The sequence below is a fragment of the Thioalkalivibrio sp. ALE20 genome (assembly GCF_000381405.1).
GTDB lineage: Bacteria > Pseudomonadota > Gammaproteobacteria > Ectothiorhodospirales > Ectothiorhodospiraceae > Thioalkalivibrio.
In genome coordinates this window covers 117,654-137,666 of sequence record NZ_KB906473.1, presented here as the reverse complement: position 1 = coordinate 137,666, position 20,013 = coordinate 117,654, and the positions used below count along the sequence as shown (strand labels likewise).

Below are 20,013 nucleotides of genomic sequence, written 5' to 3'. Positions count from 1 at the left end.
GGGTTTGATTATACCCAACCAGTTCACTCGGATTCAGCGCGTAAATAGAGGACCCGCAATGAAACTTGTCAAACTCGTCAAGCTGAACAACCTGCAGTACAACCCGAACCGCGACCCGGAAGTGTACCGTCGCCCGGTGAACGAGGAATTCCGCCTGCAGGCCATGCTGAACGGCTCGGGCACCGCGCAGTGCCGCTTCACCGTGGAGGGCGAGACCCTCTGCGAAAGCAGCGTGTCCCTGCCCGGCAGCTTCGACTGCAAGTTCAGCTACGACACCGCGGGGACCCGCATGGGTGACCTGGAGATCGAGGGCAACGGCGAGACCTACCACCAGAAGATCCGGATCGACGTCCTCGAGCACGCCTGGATCGGCTGAGGCCGCGCCATTCGCCGGTCCGCGGCACACGCGGACCGACGAAGCGAAAAGGCCCCGTGGCTTGAGCCCGGGGCCTTTTCTGTTGGGGGCCTTTCTGACGGGGCACTCAGCCCCAGTCGTACATGCGGATGAACTCGGGGAGCTTTTCGACCATCTCGTCCCGGTCGAAGAAGCGATCCGCCCGCGCCAGACGCATCTCGTCACGAATGTCCGCATCTCCGCCGAAACAGAACACCGGCAGGTTGATCTGGTATTCCATGCGCAGGGTGCGGATCACGTCCAGCGGATCGAACACTTCGATCTCGTCCAGATCCAGCAGCAGGAAGCGATACAGCAGGACCTCGTTCCAGTCTCCCAGACCCTCCAGATCGGTGGTCGCTTCCATGTGCCAGTCGTCGGGCAACGGCGCCCGCAGGCGCTCGGTCATCTCGCTGTCCCGGCTCATCAGGATCATGCGCTTTTCCAGCCGGCGCTGGATCGTCGGTTCGGCCATCTCGATGTCTCCTTGGAAATTCAGGCGATGCCGCGGTACAGCGCATCGATGCGGGCGCTGACCGCATCGGCCACCGCAGGGTCGAGGCAGCCGGCCAGGCGCGAGCGCAGATGCAGACGTTCCGGCAGCTCGCCCGCCACGCGCTCGCCGAGGACGCGGTCCACTGCGGGGTCCTCGCACCAGACGCGGGCGATGTGCTGTCCTTCGACGTGCAGGCGCAGGCGCCCGCAGGCCACCCGTGTCTCGAACACGTGATTGTCACGATTGACCCGGATCCCCTCCGGCACGGACGGACGCGCATCCCCGTCCGCGAGATCGTCCAGTTCCTCGTAACCGGCCGCCAGCCAGGCCTCCAGGGTCGGCGCGTCCGGCGTCACCTCCACCGGCGGCGCCTCGAAGCGGCGTTCCGTGACCCGGCGCAGCGAGTCGCGCAGGGCCGCGGAATCCGGCGCCCGCCCCAGCTCCCCGGCGCAGTCGGTCATGCCGGCCTCCAGTACCGGGCGCAGCCATTCGCGATACCCCTCGCTGGGGGCCCGCACACAGGCGAGGAAATCCTCCACCGGGAAACGACCGAGAAAGCTCGCGCCGAATACCGAGCCCTCGTTCAGGGTGGCCGCACCGGTACCCATGATCTTGCGGCCCTGCACCCAGACATCCTGTCCGCGGGGTTCCACCCCCTGCAGGCCCAGCTCGCGCAACACGTCCACGGCCATGGCCAAGCCCTGCGCGAACAGATGCCGGGGGCCGCGCTTGAGGACACGGCTCGGCCGGATCACGAAGAAGCAGTCCTGGTCGGCATCCACCCATACCGAACCACCGCCCAGGGGGCGCCGCACCACCGGGATGCCACGCGCGGCACAGTGGTCCAGATCGAGGTCGGCTTCGGGGTCCTGACTGCCGCCCACCGAGACATGCGCCTCGCGCGAGCGCGCCCACAGTACCCGGGGCGGAGCGTCCGGCGGAGTGGACGCCGCCAGCCCGGTATACAGGGCATGCAGCTCCGTCGCCGACCGCTCCCCGGCATCGATCCATTCCGGAGCGGCCGGGGTCGTCATCGCGCCTTATTCCTCCGACGGCTGGCCGGCGGCCGCGTCGCCCTGCTGCTCCTGATCCTTGTCATCGTTCCCCGGCTTGTAGAAATAACGGAAATAGAAGTCGGAGCGCGACAGATCCTCGTACAGCTTGGCCCGTTCCTCGACCCCGGTGCGCATGATATCCACCAGCGCCTCGGCCTGCTGGCCATCGATGATGTGCATGCCGCCCAGCAGCTCCTGGTCGGTGTCGAGGAAATGCTGCGCCAGCTCCTCGGGCTCCTGCACGAACACCAGGAACGCCTTGCATTCGGGATCTTCGAGGTCCAGCGGCTGCATCACCAGTTTGCCGAGCCACGCCTGACGCGCGACCTGGTTGAACTGATGGATGTCCAGCTTGCGACCCTTCTTGTACTTGTTGAGTTCGTTGCGGATCTCGCCCATGTTGGCGATTTTCATTGATTTCATGGCCTGCTTCCTGCCGCGAGTGAACGGGGAGGATAAACAACCCCGGCCCCCCTACGTAAGAAACCCCGGCGGACCGGGGTTCTTGAGTGCAACCAGGGGTTTTTCCCGGGCCGGGATTCAGTCATCCCACTGGAAGCCGGAGGACGCGAATCCGGTGGCCTCCTGCAGCGCCTCTTCCACGGCTCCCGGGGCATTGCGCAGCTGGATGAAGCTGTTCGACCCCAGCATGCTCAGGTCGGGGAAATGCAGCGCCATGCGAAAGCGCATGTGGAGCGCCTCCACGTCGCCGCCATTGACCAGGACCTCGTAGGGCACGTAGGCGGTGTGGCGACGCGCGTTGACGTCCACGGTCTCCAGGGCGTTGCGATCGGACGCATCCTCCTCGGCCCCGTCCGCAACGCGGATCGCCACGCCGACCAGGGTTGCGTCGCGCCCCGGGATATCCACCCGATAGACCTCGCTGACACCGCCGGCCCGCTCCTCCAGACCTGCACTCAACGCCTCGAGCGCTTCCGCACGCGAACCCCGGCTGCCCAGCTCGTAGGGCGCGTCGAAACGTTCCATGCCGAACGCATAGCGATACCGGTTGAGGTCACGCTGGCTCTTGCCGTCCTCGTGGCCGAAGGTCTCCTCGGCCCCGAGGGCCTCTTCCAGCGACGCCGCGACACCGTCCAGTGGCACCTCGACACGGTAGGCGTGCTGGAAGTAAACCGGATGCGTGTAGCTGACCTGCACTTCGCCGTCGACCTCGGTGATGCCGACGCGCATCGGCGCGACATAAGCCGCACGGTCATGCGAGGCGGCAGCCTCCAGCAGGTCGTCGCTGGTCGCCACCAGCACGCGGGCCGAATCGGTGACGTCGTACTCACCGAGGATCTCGAAATCCGCGCCTTCCAGACGCTCGCGCGCCTCGTCGGCCACGTCGGAGACGCCGGCCCCGCCGTCGGTCCAGGCCAGCACAAACGGGCGATACTCGTCCGCGGTGGCGGACGCAGCCGCGGCCATCAGGGTCACGGCCGCCAGCCCGGCCGTCAGAGACCGGACGATCCCGGTCGAGCCGCCGGCTTGCAGCGGCTTGCGATGAAACAATGACATGGATACTGCTCCTTCGATCAATGGGAAGCGGGACATCGCCGTCGACCCCGGCCGGGGCCGCAACCCCGGGGCCGGTGGATCGACGGGCCGACCTCAGAAGCGGTAGCTGTAGCCCAGCTCCAGCTCGTACTGCTTCATCTCGATCTCGATGTCCTGGTCCTCATCAAACGCGTTCGATCCGGAGACCGAATTGCTGGGCGCGTACATGGCCGCGAAGCTCAGCTCGTGCTGGTCGCCGAAGGACTTGGTGAAGCCCGCGGTGTAGTGATGCTTCATCACCCCCGGGGCGAGGATGTTCATGGTCACCTCGTCCGAATCGATCGGGTTGTCGCCGCGGTTGTAGCCCACGCGCACCTGCCAGTCGTTCGGCAGCTCGAACTGGGCACCGATCTTGTAGACATTGATGTCGTCCCAGCCGAAGCCCCGACCGTCGGAGGTACCGAAGAACGGAGCCGACCCTCCCTGCATCTGCGCACCCATGGCGGCCTGCAGGTCCTGTGCATCGGGGCCCGAGTTGGAGATCGCGTCCACGTCGGAGTAGTTGATGCGCTGGTAGTCGGCCACCAGAGTCACGGTGGGCGTCACCTCCCAGGCCACCCCCATGCCCCAGGTCGACGGGATGTCGAATGACCCGCTCTCGGCGAACAGCCCGGCATAGTCGTCGAAGTCGGAGTTGCGGATCTTGGAGCGGTAGTTGGCACCCAGCCGCACCCCTTCGGCCACCTGGGCCTGGATGCCGATCTGCGCGCCGTAGCCCCAGGAATCGTCCGTGCCGTTGCCGCTGAAATTCTCCGAATCGTCGGACGCCCCGAAATCGGCAAAGGTCTGGATCCCTTTCGCCTCGAACCGCTGATAGGAGATGATCGGGCTGAAGCCCACGCTCACCCGGCCGTCGGCGAACTTTTGCGCGTAGGTCGGGATGATCGCCAGCTGTTCGAGGTCGACGCCGGCTGATCCATCGCAGAACACGCCGGTCTGGCTACCGATGGGCAGCATGTTACCGGTGGGCTGCCCGGTGTTCGGATCCATCTCGGGCATCTGACAGAACTGGCTGTTCTCGAACCCCGGGTAATTGGTGTTCATGCCACCGTTGCCGAGAAAGGCGATACCCCAGGAGCGGTCTTCATCGATCTGCTGGACGAAACCCAGCGACGGGATGAAGAAGTTCTTGCTGTCGCTCTCGACCTCGCCCGGGGCCAGAGGGAAGGTCCCCGCTTGCCCGGGCTGGCCCGCCTCATACGAACGTTCGGGCCGAAAGTAAGTCAGGGCCCCGTCGAAGCGGGTTTCCATGCCGGCGATGCCGGCCGGGTTGATGCCCGGGGCGTAGGCGTCCTGCGAGATGGCCATGCCGACGCCGCCCATGCCCTTGGCCTTGATGCCGTAGCCATGGGCGAAGTAGCCGTTGGTGGCCTGTGCGGTACCGGCGGCCCCCAGGGCCAGGCCGACCGCCATCGTCATCGCGCTGCGGCGAATGAAGCGTGCTTCCATTGTTGTCTCCTTTGGTGGTCTTCTTGTTGTAGCCGGGGGCGGATTGGCTCCCCCATCGGCTCGGGATACCCGCACCGCTGACCATACGGACGGGCATCTTTTTCGGCGGCCCCCTGCCGCTCGAAATTTCGGCGGCCCCCCTGCCGCTCGAAACCTGAATATTCAAAACCGCTTATCGGCGCCCTGACGTGCGAAAGCCCCGCAGGGCGGGGCTTTCGTCGGGGACTTGATTGTTATGCTTACCGGGCCGATGTTTCGTCCTCGGCCTCATCGTCGGCGTCGAAATCGAAGGTGCCGACGTCTTCGCCATCCATCTGCCGCTTCACGAATCCGACGTCACTGCTGTTCAGCGCGAACGGGAACGACAGGATGTCCGTCGGGCTGGAATCGCCATAGGGGCGATTGCAGGCCGAGACCTCCTCGTCCGACTTGCCGGGGCAGCCGGAGGTCTGGAACGGCTTGCCGGAGGCGATCAGTTCCTCGACCTCGGACTGCGGCAGACCGAAGTCCACCACCTGACCGTCGTCGTTGAACTTCATGTCGTCGATGCGGCCGCCGGCGTAATCGATGATGAAGCGGCCCAACTGCACGCGGCGCCACTGGTCGCGCGGGACCGGCTTCCAGTCTTCCATCAGCGAGCCTTCCTCGGGGAAGAAGGCGAACATGTGGTTGTGGCCACCCAGGTCACGGATGCGCTGGCAGACCTGCAGGATCTCTTCCTCGGTCTCGCCCATGCCGCAGATCAGATGCGCGCCGAACTTCTCCGGGCCGAAGATCTCGGCGGCCCACTCGATGGACTGCCAGTACTTGTCCCAGGTATGCGGGCTCTCGACCGACTTGCCGCGGGTACGCTCGAAGATCTCCGGGGTCACCGCGTCCAGCGCGACGGTGAAGATGTCCGCGCCCTTGTCCCGCAGGAGCTGGAGGTCTTCATAGCTCATGGTGGTCGGGTTGGACAGGATCGACACCGGGATGTGATTGACCTCGGCGACCCACTTCTCCAGCAGCTCGACGGTGTCGGCATCGGAGTTGGGATGGGTGATCATGGAGATGCACATGCGCTCGAACTGGCCGGCGTCGGCGTTGTTCTTCACGCGTTCGATCACCTCGTCGTATTTGGCGGTGGGCCAGTCGACGCGGATGAAGTTGCGGTCGGCGTAGTCACGCGATTCCTCGCGGTGGCGCGCCAGCCCGCAGTAGGAACAGTTGGCGCGGCAGCCTTCCGGATAGGTGACCAGCAGGTTCAGACAGTGGGTGCAGGACGTGCGATGCATGGTCCCCGGCACCAGGCCAAGCGTAATCGCGGCCGCCGTGGACATCTGCACGTACTCCGGCGAACGCATGTCCGGGGTCTTGATGTGATAGTCCGGCCGATAGAAGTTTACCGGCGCGACCATCTCCTCTGCACTTGCACTCATTGTTTTCCTCCAGCGTTGTCTCGGGGATGCGGGGCATCCATCGACCGGGCCCGATTACGCGGCCCGATCACCATCGTCGAAATACTCGGAAAATGCAATCCATCCACGACGCTGCGTTGCGTCTTCGTTCGCCCGCGGCGTGCGCCAGTGCTGATTGAGAAACGCACGCCGGCGGCAGGCACGCTCCAGCGCCGGCCCGTACTGGCTGCGCATCTCGTCGTCGTAGTCCTCCAGCGCCTCGTCATCGCCGCCCAGGTCATCCACGATCGCCTGCGCGGCCGCCTCGCCGGAGACCACCGCCGCGGCGATCCCGGCCCCGGTGATCGGATGGGTCAGCCCGGCCGCATCGCCCACGAACAGCACCGGCCCGTGCACGAGGTGTTCGCGCAGACCGCCCACCGGGATGGCACCGCCGGTGCGATGCACGATCTCGGTGCCCAGCAGCCCCTGCTCCACCAGCTGCGCATGCAGCGTCTCCAGCGGGGTCTTCATGTCGCGCTCCAGGCGCTTGTCGGCGCCCAGGCCCAGGTTGGCCCATTCGCCCTTGGGGAACAGCCAGGCATACCCGCCGGGGAAATCGTCCGACAGCCAGACGTCGGTCGCGGTGTACGGCCGCAGCAACGGCACGGTGTACTGGCGGGTCTGCACCACCGGCAGCGGATCCAGCCCCAGGGCCGCGGCCACGGGGGAATGCGGGCCGTCGCCGGCCACCAGGAAGCGAAAGCCGACCTCGACCGCCTCACCCGCGTGCTTCACCCGGGCCACGCGCCGGTCCACATCCACGTCGGTCAGCGGAGTGGACATCGCCACCTGCGCCCCGGCAGCCTCGGCGGCGCGGATGATCGCACGGTCGAACTCGCCGCGATCGACCATCAGGCCGGGGAAGTCGGACTGCTCTACCGCGCCGGAGGGCAGGAAGCTCTGCATGGAATCGATGCGCTGATGCAGCACGCCGTCCGGCTTCGCATAGGCGCCCATGGGGTTGGGGATGAACTCGGCGCATTGCACCGGCTCGCCGCGTGCACGATTGCGTTCCACCGCCAGCACCGACAGCCCCGCTTCGGCCGCCACGCGGGCGGCGGAGGCCCCGCCGGGCCCCAGCCCGACCACCAGTACGTCGACCGAAGCGGGCAGCATCAGGCGCACCCCGCCGGGTTGGGGACACCGTTCATTATTCGGCGGCCTCGTCGGTTTCCGCCTGCGCCAGGGCCTCGCGCAGGGCGGCGATGAAGTCTTCCGGCGTCAACTGCAGCATCTCCACCTCGCGTTCGGCGAAGAAGGCGCGCACACGGTCCTCCATCTCGGTGACGGGAGTATCCTTCAGGCTGGCCTCCAGATCCGCGATGGTGCGGGTCGGCTTGACGAAGACATCGCCGGTGATCCAGACCTGCTTGAGATGGCTGCGCTCAGGGTCCACCGCCGCGCCCACGCGCATCAGGCCCCCGTCGCAGCGATACACCGCCTCGTGCAGCGGGGCATCGGTCGCGGGGCGGTTGCGCTGGTACACCCATTCGTCGCTGTCGATCTCGGCCAGCGCCTCGCGGAACGCGGCGTCTTCTTCTGCCAGCAGGCCGGCCGGGGCCGCCTCCACCGCGAACTCGCGCGCGATCGCCTCGGCGATGGTGCTCTTCACGTGGTCCAGATCCGGGGTCTCGCCGAGCAGGGTCGCCATGTTGGCGACGCGATCGCGCGCCGACTCGATCGCCTTGTCGGAAAGCTTCTCCGCCGGGATGCGCAGGATGCGCAGCATGTCCTCAACGTCGAACTCGATCAGCAGGGTGCCCTGATAGAGGATGGACTCGCCGTCGAAGGCGCCGCCGGTCCCGGAGATCTTGCGGCCGTCCACCTCGATGTCGTTGCGCGGACGGAAGCGCGCATCCACCCCGAGCTTCTGCATGCCCTCGGCCGCCGCGGTGCAGATCCGTTCGGCGATGCGCCCCATGTCGGCGGTGCCGAGGAACTGCTTGTCGAGGTAAAGCTCCCAGCCCAGCTGGGTGCTGTCGAAGTAGATCGCGCCACCACCGGTGATCCGGCGCTGGATCGCGATGCCATTCTCCCGGCAGTAATCGGCGTGGATCTCCTGATCCACGTTCTGGTGGAAGCCCACCAGCGCGCAGGGCTCGAACTGGAGGAAACGCAGGGTATGCGGCGAATGGCCCTCCTGGTGGCACTCCAGCAGGGCGCGGTTGAACGCCATGTTCTCCGCGGCCGGGCGCAGGCCGGTATCCAGGATGCGCAGCGTCTTCTGATCACGTTCAGGCATGACAGCCACCCCCCGAGGCCACGGCCCCGCCTTCGGTCACGATGCGAATACCGCCCAGGCCCTCGCGCGCCTTGCGCTCCTGTTCGCGCCGGCGGGCCTCTTCGGCAACGATGGTGTCCAGATCCAGTTCAACCCCGCTGGCGTTGTCCGCGGCCTCGGCCATCACCTCGTCGCCCACCGCGATGGAACAGCAGGCGGGCGTGACGCGGACGTTCTTGCCCAGCCGCGCAGCCAGCTCGACCACGCCCTCCGCCGGATGCGCGATCCCCGACAGCCCGGCCATCACCGCATAGCTGTCGATCTGACTCTTGGCCTCGCCCGGCGGCCGGGCGCACCCGAGCAGCAGCGGGGTATCGCCCAGGCGTTCGCGGGCGTCATGGAAGAACCGGCCCACCGCGTGCACGTCCGGGGTTTCGAACGGCCGACTGGCCGGGGCATAGAACGGCATGACCACCACCAGCACCACCGCATCGGGCAGATGCCGGGCCAGCATCTCGAGCGCGTTCCACTCGCCGAGCAGCTTGCCGTAGTGGAGACCGACCACGATGTGCGGCACCACCTTCATGTTGGTCTTGACCAGGCTCTCCAGGGTCCGCTCGAAGTCGTCGACGCTGCGGCGCAGGTGATAGACCTGCGTAATGGTGTCCTGTGCACCGATCACGTCCATCATCGCCGCGTCGATCCCGGCCTGCTCCATGGACAGCGCGATGTCGTCGTCCACCAGGGCGGTGTGCATCGCGATACGGAAATCCGGGAACTCGTCCTTGATCCGACGGATGGTCGAGTAGTAGGGCCCGTACTCCACCTCGTTGCGGTGGTTCGAGCCGCCAGTGAGCAGCATCCCCTGGGCGCCGGATTCGATCACCTGATTGACCTCCCGCCACAGGTCTTCGGGGCTGCGCACCGGAATCATCGGTTCCAGGATCTTGGCCTTGCAGTGGTCGCAGGCCAGCTTGCAGTCCCCGCCGGTGATCGACATCGCGGGCCAGGCGCTTTTCCCGCAGTCGGCCAGTTCGCTCGTCTGGTAGGACTTGAAGGTCGGGGTGTAAAAATGGACCGAGTCACTGCCCGCAATCGCGCCGCCTCCCCGGGCCTGAAGATCCTCCACCAGCAACGGATCCACGGGGACGTCTTCCAGGGGTTCAACCCGCCGGATCACATCGTTCCAGCTCGTCATCGGCTCTCTCCGGGTGCGCGCAATTTGTTGAACGTTTTACTGCGGTATTAGTGACAAAAAAGAGGCCGTCGATCCCTCGGGAACGACGGCCCCTTCGCGAAAGACCTTCAGCAGCCGCCGAAGCCGTCCGCTTCCATCTTGGCTTCGAACGCCGCCAGGGCGTCGGAGCCGGTCTTCAGCTCGGCGCTTTCGCCGTCCCAGTCTTCCGGCTTCAGCTTGATCAGCCAGCCTTCGCCGTAGGGATCTTCGTTGATCAGGCCCGGGTTCGCGGCGACTTTGTCGTTGGTCTCGGTGACTTCGCCGGTGACCGGGGTCTTGGCCGGGCCAACCCACTTGCCGGATTCAACCGTGGTGCAGGACTTGTCCTTCTTGACCGACTTTCCCACTTTCTTGGGAGTGTACGACACGATCGTGCCGGCCAGCGAGCAGGCATAGGAGGTCAGGCCGACGGTGGCGGTACCATCGCTCTCCTTGCGCACCCAGACGTTGTTTTCAACGTTGTACATCAAATCTTCCGGAATATCACAACCCCGAACAGCGCCCATAATTACCTCCTGGATGAGTAAAGCGGGAAAGACTAGAAAGTTATCGTTTTGTCACTACGCAGGATCAGGTCAGCGAGCTCGCTGGCCCGATTGACTTCATCGACCTCGTCCACGAGATCGGAAGACGCGTCGATTCTATACCCCGGCAAAGCGGGCTGGCAAACGTGCAAACGAACCCCGGCACGCTTTGCGTCCCGGATGAACTCGCTGATCGGCTTGCCCCCTTCCATGGCCCTCAGATTCTCCGCCACGCCCTGCTCCATCAGCTTCACCCCTTCCATGGTGAAAAAGATGTACACGTCCACGTCCATCGACGCCATCACCGCGCCCAGATAGAACGGCGTGGCGCAGCGCGCGGGCGTCGACGGGCCCGAAGTCATCACGAACACGACGGTCTGTTCGTCGTTATCGAGATAGTAGTCGTCGTCGAGATCGGCCATGGGCACCCCTCAGCGCAGCTTGCGCTGGCACTCGATATCGTCTTCACGCGCCCGCCGGCAATAGCCTTCGTGCGCCTTGTCACCGGTGACGAACTCCGCCAGCGCCGCATCCGCCCCGTTGGTCGCCTCGACCCGCGCGATCCACGCGTTGTACGGGTCCGAATTCAGCAGGACCGGGTTCTCCAGCACGTCCTCGTTACCCTCGACGATCTTGCAGTCGATGAAGTTGGGGATCGGGCCGGCCCACTTGCCGCTTTCGATCGTCGCAACCGGCTTGCCCGGCGGCCGCCGGGTCCCCGGCCGCCGCACGCGCACGTGGATGATCTTGCCCGCGATGGTCTGGGACAGATCGGTCATGCCGACGGTCAGCGTGTCGTCGTCCTCCCGCCGCAGCCAGATCTGGTATTCGTCGTCGTAGAACAGTTCAGGATGGAACTCGCAGCCGTTGCAATCCATGATTCGCCTCGTTCCCGGACGCACGCGCGCCCGTGCTCCACAAAAAAACGGGCGCAGCGCGCCCGTTTTGTCGTATCAAGCCTGGATGCCGAAAGAAGGGGATCAGAGGACCCCCTTCTCCTTCAGCAGGCCGATCGAGTCACTCACGTTCTCGTGAATGCCCAGCTTGCGCGGCGACAGGCCCATGGCCAGCCCCAGCAGCTGCGTGAAGTAAAGCACCTTCACGTCGGTCTTGATGCCGAACTCGGTCTCGGCACGGACCTGGTGCATCTCCAGACCGGAGTGGCAGGTCGGGCATTCGGTCGCGATCACCTCGGCGCCGGAATCCTCGGCCGACTGCAACAGGTTCAGCACCAGCTGGGTCGAGGTATCCGAGTCGGACAGCGTATGAGCGCCGCCGCAGCAGGAGGTCTTCAGCGGGAAGTCCACGTTGACGCCGCCGGCGGCCCCCAGCAGGTCATCCATGAAATGCGGCTGATAGCTGGAATCCGACCCGGGACCATTGTCCTTTTCCGGGAAGATCTGCCGCGGCCGGGTGTACATGCAGCCGTAGTAATTCGCGATCTTCAGGCCGTTCAGGCTCTTGGTCATCTGCTGCTTGATGCCCTCGGGACCCAGCTCCTCCATCAGCCATTCCAGCAGATGCAGGGTGCGCACGTCCCCGGAATACACCGGATCGTCCGACTTCCGGGCCAGGTCCTGGACCGTGTTCATCGTCTCGTCGGACGTGGCGGTCTCGTACTCGGCCTTCTTCAGGTTGTGATAGCAACCATTGCACGGCGCCATCACCGTGTCCATGCCCATCTGTTCGGAGGCGATGGCCATGTTCCGGGCCGACAGATAGGTCTGCAGCATCGGATGGACGTTCTTCACCTCCATCGCCCCGCAGCAGTTCCAGTCGCGCAGGTTCTCCATCTCGAGGCCCAGCGCCTTGACCAGCACGCGGGTCGAACGGTCGTAGGGACCGCCGGAGCCCTCGAGGGCACACCCGGGATAGTAAGCAACCTTAGCCATGAGCGGCCTCCTTCTGTTCGCGCACGTAGTTCTTCAGCACGTCCCCGGTCTTGCCCCAGGACTTGGTGCGCGGCGTATGTACGGTATTGAAGCCCATCGCCATCAGGTGCTTCACCGGCAGGTGCTTCATCATGCGGAAGATGAACACCTTCAGCCATTCCTGGACCAGCGGCTGGCCGGACTTCTTGAAGAAGTTCTGCATGACCTTGCCATCTTCGATGCGGCCGGTCTTGTAGATCTGGTCGGCGAACTCTTCGTCGAACATCGTGGAGGGGGCCTTTTCCGTGATGCCCTCTTCCTCCATCCAGTGCGCCAGCGCCTTCATCACGCCCTCGGGCTTCACGTCCTTGGGGCAGATGTTGGTGCACTTGTTGCACGACACGCACTGCCAGATGATGTCCTTGTCCTTGACCAGCTCTTCCTTCATGCCCAGGCGGGTCAGGTAGATCCAGTAGCGCGGATTGAACTGCACGTTCTGCGCATACATGGTGCAGGAGTTGGTGCAGGACCCGCACTGCCAGCAGCGGTGCACGTACTCGCCGCCGGTGTAGCTCTGGATCTTCTTCTCGAAATCGTCGTCGTAGTCGCGGACCGTGCGCGGGGCAATCATGGTGTTCCAGTGCCCGGACACGTCCACGCCGTCGACCACCAGCTCGTCGTGCTGCTGGAGCCGCTCGTCCTCGATCAGTGCCTTCTCGTGTATTGCCATGACGTCTCTCCGAAAACCTGTCCAACCAGGCTCAAACTCGATTCAGTTATTATTCAGTGCAACGAAGCCTGCTCGCCCTTCAGGCGCCCCTCGGGAGAATCGATCCCGAGCAGTTTCACCACAAGCTCCAGCGGATCCTCGCGGGCCCCGAACTGGGCATCGATCAGCCCCAGGCTCATCGACAGCGACCTGGCGTAGTCGGAATACGCCTGCACCCAGAGCAGATCCGTCACGAAATGGAGATCCCGATAGAACCCCATGTCGTGCAGGGCCTCGTAGAACCATTGCCGCATGCCCAGCAGCGCTGCATAGCCGTCGTCGATCGGGATCTCCCGCAGGGTGTCGTTCCCGCGGATGAATTCCCGCATCGCGCCGGCCGTGGTACCGGAGTCCCACACCCAGCGATTGGCCAGCGGCAGCGCCTCCGGATCCGCGAAGTGCAGGATCTCCGAACCGAAGTCCCACAGTCCGCGCCGCAGCTTGCGATCGTCGCCGGCGAGATCGGCGAAGGCCTGCACCCGTTCATCCGGATGAACATCCGGCCGTACCAGACTGCGTACGCCTTCGACCACCGCGCCCTGACGCTCCGCCAGCAGCGGCCCCAGCTTGCGCCGCACCGAGAACACCAGGCCCCCCAGGGTCCGCACGTCGGCATCGTCGATCTCGTCACCCTTCGCGACGACCTCGGCGAACACCTCGTGTTTGGACTGCAGCGCCTCAATGAAGGTCTGCAATCCCTGAACCCCGCCGGCGTCGGCGATGTTCTCCTGCAGCGTGTTCAGCTTCGTTGCAAGGATGTCCCTGTCAAAGGTGACACGAGGCGGTACCGGCGTCAGATCCGGCACCGCCTCGTCCTTGACCACCTCAGCCGGCTTTCTGAACCAGCGCATGCAGGTCCGCCACGGCCCGGCCACCCGCGGCCGCACCCTGGGCGATCGAGTCGTCGATCGTCTCGGGGCCGTACGCCGCGCCGCAGGCATAGATGCCCTTGCGCGTGGTACCGCAGGTGTTGGTGTACTGCTCGGCCTTCTCGAGGAAGCCGTGCTTCTCGAGACCAACGCCGAACACCTGGGAGATCTCCGGGTTGTCGGCGTTGGGGTCCATGCCGATCGCATGCACGACCATGTCGAACGGGATCACGATCGGGCGCTTGACCAGGGTGTCCTCGCCCTTGACCAGCAGGCGGCCGTCACCGGAGGACGTCACTTCGGCGATACGCGCCTTGACGAACTTGGTCTTGAACTCTTCCTGGGACTTCCAGTAGTACTTGTCCTCGTACAGACCGAAGGTACGGATGTCCATGTAGTAGATGAACACGTCGGTCTCGGGGGACAGTTCCTTGATCTCCATGGCCATGTTCGCGGACACGGTGCAGCAGATCTTGGAGCACCACTCGCGACCGATCTGGCGGTCACGCGAGCCCACGCACAGCAGGATGCAGACCCGCTCCGGCACACGGCCGTCGGAGGGGCAGGCGATGTTGCCCGAGGCGACCATCTGTTCCACCTGGGTGGTGGTCAGCACGTCCTCGTAGGTGCCGAAGCCCCACTCCGGCTTGTTGATGGAGTCGAAGTGGGTAAAGCCGGTGGCCAGCACGACCGAGCCGGCCTGCACGGTTTCGCCATTGGTCAGCGTGGCGGTGAAGTTGCCCGCCTCGCCGTCCAGCTTCTCGACCTTGGCACTCTTGTGCACGGCCACGCTGGAGTCGTCCTCGACGCGCTTGACCATGCGGCCAATCGCCTCGGAAGCCCACTCGCCGGAGGGGACCAGCTTGGCATAGCCCGACAGGATCGGGGCACCGCCCAGGACGTCTTCCTTTTCGACCATGACGGCCTTGTAGCCGGCCGAGGTCACGTTCGCGGCGGCGGACAGGCCCGCCGGACCTCCGCCAACAACCAGTACAGTATCTTGCATCACACCTTGCCCCCGTATGCGAGTTCAGGATTGTAGAGGTATTCGATGTTCCCGGCCTCGACCTCCTTGAGGTACTCCTGGAAGGTCTTCTTGGCTTCGGACCAGGACATGCCCATCTTCTCGACCAGATCTTCGCAGGGCGACGCGTGCCACTGCAGCTGGACGATCTTGAACGGATCCGCGCCGCAGGCCAGGGCCGCGAACTGGACTTCCGCCATGATCGGGATCTGGAAGTTCTGGTTATGCGCCTTGCCGATCCACTGGTTCTTGTCCATGGTCGTGACGCAGCCGGTGTCGTTGGCCAGCATCACGTCGGCATTGGCCTCTTCGCGTGCCACCCGGATCTTGCGGTCCATCGTGAACGAGCGGGTGAACTCACGCTCGGAGATGATGTGCCGGAAGCCGAAGCCGCAGCAGTCGTACCAGGTGGAGTAGTCGATCACCTGAGCACCCAGTGCCTGGGCGGTGGAGGTGATGATGGCGGTACGGTTGCCGCCCAGCACGGACTGATCGTAGACCGCGTCCTCGTGCACCATCTTGTAGTAATGGCAGGCCACGTGGGCGGTGGTGCGGATGTTGGACACGTCGATGGTCTGCAGCTCGGACGCGATGCGGTTGCGCATCACGTGGACCCACTCGGAGTAGTGGATGATCTCTTCAGGGATCACGAGCTTGCCGTCGACCAGACGGCCCAGCTTGCCGAGGATCTTGGTGACCTTCTCGCGCAGTTCCGCGGACTCCACCAGGAACTTGCGGATCTCCTTGTAGTTGCCGAAGGAGGTGCCGCAGTGGACCAGCGGATAGAAGTGGCCCAGGTCGTGGCCGTGCTGCTTGCCGGAGACGTAGGCCTGGTGGAAGTTACGCAGGAATACCGCGGCCAGCGACTCGACGTTGCCGATGCCGGAACCGTGGTAGTTCCACGCGGTGCAGGACGTCTGGTCGGTCTCGTCGAGGTAGTCCTTGCCGGGTTCGAAGCCGAACTGGTTCATGAACCACAGCAGCGATGTCGGATAGCCCGGGATGTTGCCGCACTGGCCACAGGACTTGTGGTGCCACAGCTGCTTGGTCGGGACCTGCTTGTCCCAGCCGAACAGGGTCTGCACGGTCGCCGGCTCGTGACCGTCGGTGATGCGGTGGATAATGATCTGACCGTCCTTCTCGAGCTCGTACATGTGCTCGCGGACGTCATCCATGCGGTCGCCGAGGTCGATGGTGCGGCGGTCGACGTGCTTGCGCACCCAGTCGGTGGCCTTGACGGCTTCTTCCTGCGACAGATCGGTCGCCTGGAAGAAAGAACCGTGACCGGCAACGCCCTGGCCGTCGGTGTTGTGATAGCCCGGCTTCATGGCGCCGGCGCCGGCACCTTCACCGTTCTGGTTGTGATTGCCTGGGGTCTGTTCACTCATAACGCTTCTCCTGATGTCGCGGAACCGGAGGGACAGAGACGATTACTCGTCGTCTTCCTCTTCCTGCTCCTCGAGCCAGTCTTCGTAATCCTCGCGCTTCTCGTCGATGAAGTCCTCGATCACGTCGAAGAGGTTTTCATCCATCAGTTCGAGGGACTTCAGAACGCCGGTCATTTCCCAGATGGTGTACATCTCGACCGAGGTCTTGAGCGAGACCTCCCAGGCGGTTTCCACGGTCTGCAGAGTCTTCACCGGGATGGCCTTGCGCAGGACCTGGAGATCGCCTTCCACCTTCTGGATGTTGGGACCCCAGTCCGGGAAGTGATCGGGCTGGATCATGTCGGGCGAAAGCTGGTTACCCGTCGTGATCAGCTTGAGCATCACGCGCCCGAACGGACGAAGCACGTCCTTGGCCGACTGCATCTCGTGCTTGATGGCCACCTCGCGCATGATCGCGACGAGACCGCCGGGGGAGTTCTTGAACGGGCAGCGGGCGGCGCAGGTCATGCACTGGGCGCAGGCCCAGATCTTTTCCTGCATCGCGTCGTAGATCTGCTCGACGTTCTCGGTCCAGAGCAGCTGGACGATCTCGCGCGGGGAATAGTCGTAGAACTGGGCGGAAGGGCACGTCGCCGTGCAGATCCCGCAGTTCAGGCAGCCGTTGAGATCATGGTCGTAGCGAAAATCTCCGCGGATGTCGTCGAAGATTTGCTGCATCTCAGCATATGTCGCCATATGTCACCTCTTCGCTGTGGGCGAGCAGGCCTCTTTTGTACGGACCTTGCAGCCAGCCTAGATCGGGTCCAGGCATCAATCCAGTTACCTCACGGTAACCGCGTCTACCGGCAGCCCGGGGCCGTTCGCGGGACCGGACCCGGGCTTCGATGCGTCAGGAGACCTCAGGCCTTCTTGACCAGGAAGTAGAACTTGCCGCCCTCTTCCTTGTGCTCCATCAGTTCGTTGCCGGTCTGCTTGGCGAACGCCTCGAAGTCCTTCACCGCGCCCGGATCGGTGGCGATGATGTGCAGCACCTGACCGGCGTCCATGGAGGCCAGCGCCTTCTTGGCACGCAGGATGGGCAGCGGGCAGTTCAGGCCGGAGGCGTCGAGCTCTTGATCGAAGTTGGCCATGGCTTTCTCTCCTTTGTGAGTCTTCGTAATGGTTGACCGTTACCGGTCGTGGATCCGCCGAACTCCCCCTTATAGGGGAAACGGAATCGGAATACAACCAGATGCTAATCGGGCGTGACAATCGAGCGGCCGGACTGCGCCCAGCCCATGATGCCGCCCCGCAGGTTGTAAACGCCCTCCACGCCCTGCTGGGACATGAAGGCGCAGGCCTGCGCCGAACGCGCCCCGCTCTGGCAGTAGAACACCACGGGGACTTCGTCCTCGGTGAACTCGTCCTTGCGCGGCGGCACCGCCGCCAGCGGCACAAGTTCGGCGCCGGGGATCACCCCGCGTCCGGTCTCGCCCGGCTGGCGCACGTCCACCAGACGGAAGGCTCGACCTTCCGCGCGCCACTGTTCCAGTTCATCCGGGGTGATTTCCGAGAATCCGTACACGGCCAGCTCCAGTTTCCGGTTAACGTCCGGGCGGTGTAGCAGGTGCGAGGCTTCCTTGCAGAATGGCCACGCACACGGTGGGCGCGGAGCATAGCGAAACGGGCGACAAATGCAAATGGCATGACGGCATCCGCGAGGCCCGGGGAGGAGGGTGCGGACCGCACTGCTCCGGAACCGCTATCGCCCCCCGCGGTCAGACATGATAAGGTCACGCCCGCCTAAACAGTCCTGCGGAGGATTTTCCGGTGGAAAAGAGTGATTTCCAGGTAGACGGCCACTACGCCGTGACGATGAAGGACGCCCAGGGCAAGCTGCGCCCGGCGAACATCTACGTCCATCGCATGGAGGACGATCACATGATCGTTCGTTACACCTCCGGCGGCGACGTGGGCCTGCTGTTCAAGCTCAAGTACGACGACGTGGTGAAGATTGCACGCACCCACAAGGTTCTGGACCGCAAGAAGTTCATGGTCCCCGATTCCGTGCTGGATCCGAAACTGTGGAAGGACCGCGACAGCATGCGGGCCTACTCCTCGGCCCCCGGCTTGGGCAAGTAACCCGCAAGCGGCAGCACCACGCTGCGGGGGCCGGCACACCGCCGGCCCCCGTATCATGAAAAAGACCCTCCTCACGTTCCTGATCCCGCTTCTTCTGGTGCTCTTTCTGGCACCGGCGAGCACCTCTGCGGATACCTCCCTCCCGCGCCTTGGCGAAGCCTCGGGCGGCGTGCTGACCCCCGCCGAAGAAAGCGAGCTCGGCCGCTCCCTGCTGCGCGAAGTACGACGCTCCCTGCCGGTCGTGGACGACGCGGAAATCCGCTTTTACGTAGAATCGCTGGGTCAGCAGCTCGCCAGCCACAGCGATGGCGAGGGCATCACCTTCCACTTCATCCCGATCGACAACGATCAGGTCAACGCCTTTGCGATGCCGGGCGGCATCATCGGTGTCCACACCGGGCTGATGCTGGAAACGCGGGACGAGGCGGAGCTCGCCGCGGTCATGGCGCACGAGATCGCCCACGTGACCCAGCGCCACCTCGCACGCATGTTCGCGCGCGGGCGCGAGGTCAATTTTCGCACCGGCCTGGCGATCCTCGCCGGGGTCCTGGCAGCGGGGATCGACCCGCAGCTCGGTCAGGCGGTGATCACCGGCGGCGTCGCCAGCGGCATGCAGTCCCAGATCAACTTCACGCGCGCCAACGAGGCGGAAGCCGACCGCGTCGGCATGCGCATCCTGGCCGCCAGCGATTTCGACGCTGATGCGATGGCCGATTTCTTCGAGCGCATGCAGGAGCTTTCCCGGGGGGCGGGCGACGCGGTACCCGAATATCTGCGCACCCACCCGGTCACGCTCGACCGCATCACCGATGCGCGCAACCGTGCGCGCGACAAGCCCGAAGGCGTGCGCAACCAGGGCCCGGAATTCGCCTGGATGCAGGCCCGCGCCCGGGCGCTGAGCGATCCGCGGCGCGCGCTGCACCGGATCGGCGAGGATGCCTCCGCCGCCGAGCTGTACGGGGGCGCCATCGCACAACTGGAACGCGGCAACCCGCGCGAGGCCCGCCAGCTGCTGGAACGGATCGACGCGCCCGACGCCCCCACACTCACCCTGGAACTGGCGCGGATCGCCGTGGAACGCGCAACCGGGGAACACGCCGCGGCCCTCACCAGTCTCGAGGACCTGGACGCCGTCTACCCCGGCCACCCGGTGGTGCGCGAGCGCATGGCCCGCGTCCAGCGCGACCTCGGAAACTACGACCGGGCCCTGCGGATCACCTCGCGCATGATCCGCGAAACCGAAGCACCGGAACCGGCCCTGCTGCGCCTGCAGGCGGACATCGCCAGCGAGGCCGGCCGCGAGGCCCTGCGCCACGAAACCATGGCCGAGTATTTCTTTCATCGGGGCCAGTACGAAGAAGCCGTACGGCAGTTCGAGGTGGCCCTGGAGGCCGGGGACGCCAGCGAGCGCGACCGCCAGCGCATCGAGGACAAGCGCGAGACGGCCAGCCGCACGGCACGCGAATTCCGCGAGGAGCGGTAATGCCCCTGCGCGCGCACGCGGACGGCACCCGCGAGGTCAAATGTCAGCGAGGAACTCGTCCTCGTCGTACCGCGCAAGCCGTTCGAGGACCTCGAGGTTCTCAGAGACGGCCTCGA

The 20,013-nt window shown here is 64.9% G+C and carries 23 protein-coding genes; 3 read left to right on the top strand and 20 right to left on the bottom strand.

The annotated features are described in order from the left end of the window. Positions 1-58 precede the first annotated feature (58 nt). Positions 59-376: a hypothetical protein gene (locus F790_RS0106195; RefSeq protein WP_018870306.1), complete on the top strand. Its 318-nt coding sequence runs from the start codon at positions 59-61 to the stop codon at positions 374-376. A 106-nt stretch (positions 377-482) separates the two neighbouring features. Here the strand turns inward: F790_RS0106195 and F790_RS0106190 are convergent, their stop codons facing one another. From F790_RS0106190 to F790_RS0106095, 20 genes are all read right to left on the bottom strand, one after another. Then, positions 483-869 carry a hypothetical protein gene (locus tag F790_RS0106190; RefSeq protein ID WP_019591120.1) on the bottom strand — a complete coding sequence of 129 codons (387 nt, stop codon included), beginning with the start codon at positions 867-869 and terminating at the stop codon, positions 483-485. Positions 870-889: 20 nt separating this feature from the next. After that, positions 890-1,924, bottom strand: coding sequence for a lipoate--protein ligase family protein (locus tag F790_RS0106185; protein WP_019589749.1), 1,035 nt, complete (start codon positions 1,922-1,924; stop codon positions 890-892). A 6-nt stretch (positions 1,925-1,930) separates the two neighbouring features. Further along, positions 1,931-2,368 carry a hypothetical protein gene (locus tag F790_RS0106180; RefSeq protein WP_026279531.1) on the bottom strand — a complete coding sequence of 146 codons (438 nt, stop codon included), beginning with the start codon at positions 2,366-2,368 and terminating at the stop codon, positions 1,931-1,933. A 117-nt stretch (positions 2,369-2,485) separates the two neighbouring features. Then, a complete protein-coding gene (locus tag F790_RS0106175; RefSeq protein ID WP_019591119.1) occupies positions 2,486-3,463 on the bottom strand; it encodes a hypothetical protein in 978 nt (325 codons plus the stop codon). Positions 3,464-3,556: 93 nt separating this feature from the next. Then, the gene (locus F790_RS0106170) at positions 3,557-4,951 is read right to left on the bottom strand and encodes an OmpP1/FadL family transporter (protein ID WP_019591118.1); all 1,395 of its coding nucleotides are present in this window, start codon (positions 4,949-4,951) and stop codon (positions 3,557-3,559) included. A 239-nt stretch (positions 4,952-5,190) separates the two neighbouring features. After that, positions 5,191-6,369: a radical SAM protein gene (locus F790_RS0106165; protein ID WP_026300820.1), complete on the bottom strand. Its 1,179-nt coding sequence runs from the start codon at positions 6,367-6,369 to the stop codon at positions 5,191-5,193. Positions 6,370-6,423: 54 nt separating this feature from the next. Beyond that, entirely contained in the window at positions 6,424-7,506 is a 1,083-nt protein-coding gene (locus F790_RS0106160; protein WP_026332871.1) for an NAD(P)/FAD-dependent oxidoreductase, read from the bottom strand. 34 nt (positions 7,507-7,540) lie between these two features. Next, positions 7,541-8,632: a biotin/lipoate A/B protein ligase family protein gene (locus F790_RS0106155; protein WP_019589754.1), complete on the bottom strand. Its 1,092-nt coding sequence runs from the start codon at positions 8,630-8,632 to the stop codon at positions 7,541-7,543. Next, positions 8,625-9,809, bottom strand: a complete 1,185-nt coding sequence (locus tag F790_RS0106150; RefSeq protein ID WP_018870315.1) for a radical SAM protein — start codon at positions 9,807-9,809, stop codon at positions 8,625-8,627. Before F790_RS0106150 ends, F790_RS0106155 begins: the two co-directional genes overlap by 8 nt. Positions 9,810-9,916: 107 nt before the next feature. Then, positions 9,917-10,354: a glycine cleavage system protein H gene (locus tag F790_RS0106145; protein WP_077244523.1), complete on the bottom strand. Its 438-nt coding sequence runs from the start codon at positions 10,352-10,354 to the stop codon at positions 9,917-9,919. Between the two features lie 32 nt (positions 10,355-10,386). Next, a complete protein-coding gene (locus F790_RS0106140) occupies positions 10,387-10,794 on the bottom strand; it encodes a DsrE family protein (RefSeq protein ID WP_018870317.1) in 408 nt (135 codons plus the stop codon). Between the two features lie 9 nt (positions 10,795-10,803). Then, positions 10,804-11,250, bottom strand: a complete 447-nt coding sequence (locus F790_RS0106135) for a glycine cleavage system protein H (protein ID WP_019569634.1) — start codon at positions 11,248-11,250, stop codon at positions 10,804-10,806. Positions 11,251-11,352: 102 nt separating this feature from the next. Further along, positions 11,353-12,264, bottom strand: coding sequence for a CoB--CoM heterodisulfide reductase iron-sulfur subunit B family protein (locus F790_RS0106130; protein WP_019589755.1), 912 nt, complete (start codon positions 12,262-12,264; stop codon positions 11,353-11,355). After that, the gene (locus tag F790_RS0106125; protein ID WP_018870320.1) at positions 12,257-12,973 is read right to left on the bottom strand and encodes a 4Fe-4S dicluster domain-containing protein; all 717 of its coding nucleotides are present in this window, start codon (positions 12,971-12,973) and stop codon (positions 12,257-12,259) included. The genes F790_RS0106130 and F790_RS0106125 overlap by 8 nt, the downstream gene beginning before the upstream one ends. A gap of 53 nt (positions 12,974-13,026) precedes the next feature. Next, positions 13,027-13,899, bottom strand: a complete 873-nt coding sequence (locus F790_RS0106120) for a hypothetical protein (protein ID WP_019021793.1) — start codon at positions 13,897-13,899, stop codon at positions 13,027-13,029. Beyond that, complete coding sequence (locus F790_RS0106115) at positions 13,838-14,887, bottom strand: CoB--CoM heterodisulfide reductase iron-sulfur subunit A family protein (RefSeq protein WP_018870322.1); 1,050 nt, start codon at positions 14,885-14,887, stop codon at positions 13,838-13,840. The genes F790_RS0106120 and F790_RS0106115 overlap by 62 nt, the downstream gene beginning before the upstream one ends. Further along, positions 14,887-16,293 (bottom strand): heterodisulfide reductase-related iron-sulfur binding cluster, encoded by a 1,407-nt coding sequence (locus tag F790_RS0106110; RefSeq protein ID WP_019569632.1) that lies wholly within the window; start codon positions 16,291-16,293, stop codon positions 14,887-14,889. The genes F790_RS0106115 and F790_RS0106110 overlap by 1 nt, the downstream gene beginning before the upstream one ends. Positions 16,294-16,335: 42 nt before the next feature. Next, a complete protein-coding gene (locus F790_RS0106105; protein WP_018870324.1) occupies positions 16,336-17,010 on the bottom strand; it encodes a 4Fe-4S dicluster domain-containing protein in 675 nt (224 codons plus the stop codon). Positions 17,011-17,192: 182 nt separating this feature from the next. Further along, on the bottom strand, positions 17,193-17,423 hold the full coding sequence (locus F790_RS0106100; protein ID WP_019021791.1) for a sulfurtransferase TusA family protein: 231 nt from the start codon (positions 17,421-17,423) through the stop codon (positions 17,193-17,195). Between the two features lie 104 nt (positions 17,424-17,527). After that, positions 17,528-17,857, bottom strand: coding sequence for a rhodanese-like domain-containing protein (locus F790_RS0106095; RefSeq protein ID WP_019569630.1), 330 nt, complete (start codon positions 17,855-17,857; stop codon positions 17,528-17,530). Between the two features lie 245 nt (positions 17,858-18,102). Here F790_RS0106095 and F790_RS0106090 point away from each other — a divergent pair, with 245 nt between their 5' ends. After that, complete coding sequence (locus F790_RS0106090) at positions 18,103-18,414, top strand: hypothetical protein (protein ID WP_018870327.1); 312 nt, start codon at positions 18,103-18,105, stop codon at positions 18,412-18,414. A 55-nt stretch (positions 18,415-18,469) separates the two neighbouring features. Further along, the gene (locus tag F790_RS0106085) at positions 18,470-19,897 is read left to right on the top strand and encodes a M48 family metalloprotease (RefSeq protein ID WP_019591116.1); all 1,428 of its coding nucleotides are present in this window, start codon (positions 18,470-18,472) and stop codon (positions 19,895-19,897) included. Positions 19,898-20,013 lie beyond the last annotated feature (116 nt).

Coding starts and splice junctions, on each gene's coding strand:
- F790_RS0106185 (WP_019589749.1), bottom strand. CDS start 1,924: ATGACGACCCCGGCCGCTCCGGAATGGATCGATGCCGGGGAGCGGTCG.
- F790_RS0106190 (WP_019591120.1), bottom strand. CDS start 869: ATGGCCGAACCGACGATCCAGCGCCGGCTGGAAAAGCGCATGATCCTG.
- F790_RS0106110 (WP_019569632.1), bottom strand. CDS start 16,293: ATGAGTGAACAGACCCCAGGCAATCACAACCAGAACGGTGAAGGTGCC.
- F790_RS0106150 (WP_018870315.1), bottom strand. CDS start 9,809: ATGACGAGCTGGAACGATGTGATCCGGCGGGTTGAACCCCTGGAAGAC.
- F790_RS0106175 (WP_019591119.1), bottom strand. CDS start 3,463: ATGTCATTGTTTCATCGCAAGCCGCTGCAAGCCGGCGGCTCGACCGGG.
- F790_RS0106170 (WP_019591118.1), bottom strand. CDS start 4,951: ATGGAAGCACGCTTCATTCGCCGCAGCGCGATGACGATGGCGGTCGGC.
- F790_RS0106085 (WP_019591116.1), top strand. CDS start 18,470: ATGAAAAAGACCCTCCTCACGTTCCTGATCCCGCTTCTTCTGGTGCTC.
- F790_RS0106195 (WP_018870306.1), top strand. CDS start 59: ATGAAACTTGTCAAACTCGTCAAGCTGAACAACCTGCAGTACAACCCG.
- F790_RS0106135 (WP_019569634.1), bottom strand. CDS start 11,250: ATGGATTGCAACGGCTGCGAGTTCCATCCTGAACTGTTCTACGACGAC.
- F790_RS0106105 (WP_018870324.1), bottom strand. CDS start 17,010: ATGCAGCAAATCTTCGACGACATCCGCGGAGATTTTCGCTACGACCAT.
- F790_RS0106140 (WP_018870317.1), bottom strand. CDS start 10,794: ATGGCCGATCTCGACGACGACTACTATCTCGATAACGACGAACAGACC.
- F790_RS0106145 (WP_077244523.1), bottom strand. CDS start 10,354: ATGGGCGCTGTTCGGGGTTGTGATATTCCGGAAGATTTGATGTACAAC.
- F790_RS0106155 (WP_019589754.1), bottom strand. CDS start 8,632: ATGCCTGAACGTGATCAGAAGACGCTGCGCATCCTGGATACCGGCCTG.
- F790_RS0106100 (WP_019021791.1), bottom strand. CDS start 17,423: ATGGCCAACTTCGATCAAGAGCTCGACGCCTCCGGCCTGAACTGCCCG.
- F790_RS0106115 (WP_018870322.1), bottom strand. CDS start 14,887: ATGCAAGATACTGTACTGGTTGTTGGCGGAGGTCCGGCGGGCCTGTCC.
- F790_RS0106180 (WP_026279531.1), bottom strand. CDS start 2,368: ATGAAATCAATGAAAATCGCCAACATGGGCGAGATCCGCAACGAACTC.
- F790_RS0106130 (WP_019589755.1), bottom strand. CDS start 12,264: ATGGCTAAGGTTGCTTACTATCCCGGGTGTGCCCTCGAGGGCTCCGGC.
- F790_RS0106160 (WP_026332871.1), bottom strand. CDS start 7,506: ATGCTGCCCGCTTCGGTCGACGTACTGGTGGTCGGGCTGGGGCCCGGC.
- F790_RS0106125 (WP_018870320.1), bottom strand. CDS start 12,973: ATGGCAATACACGAGAAGGCACTGATCGAGGACGAGCGGCTCCAGCAG.
- F790_RS0106165 (WP_026300820.1), bottom strand. CDS start 6,369: ATGAGTGCAAGTGCAGAGGAGATGGTCGCGCCGGTAAACTTCTATCGG.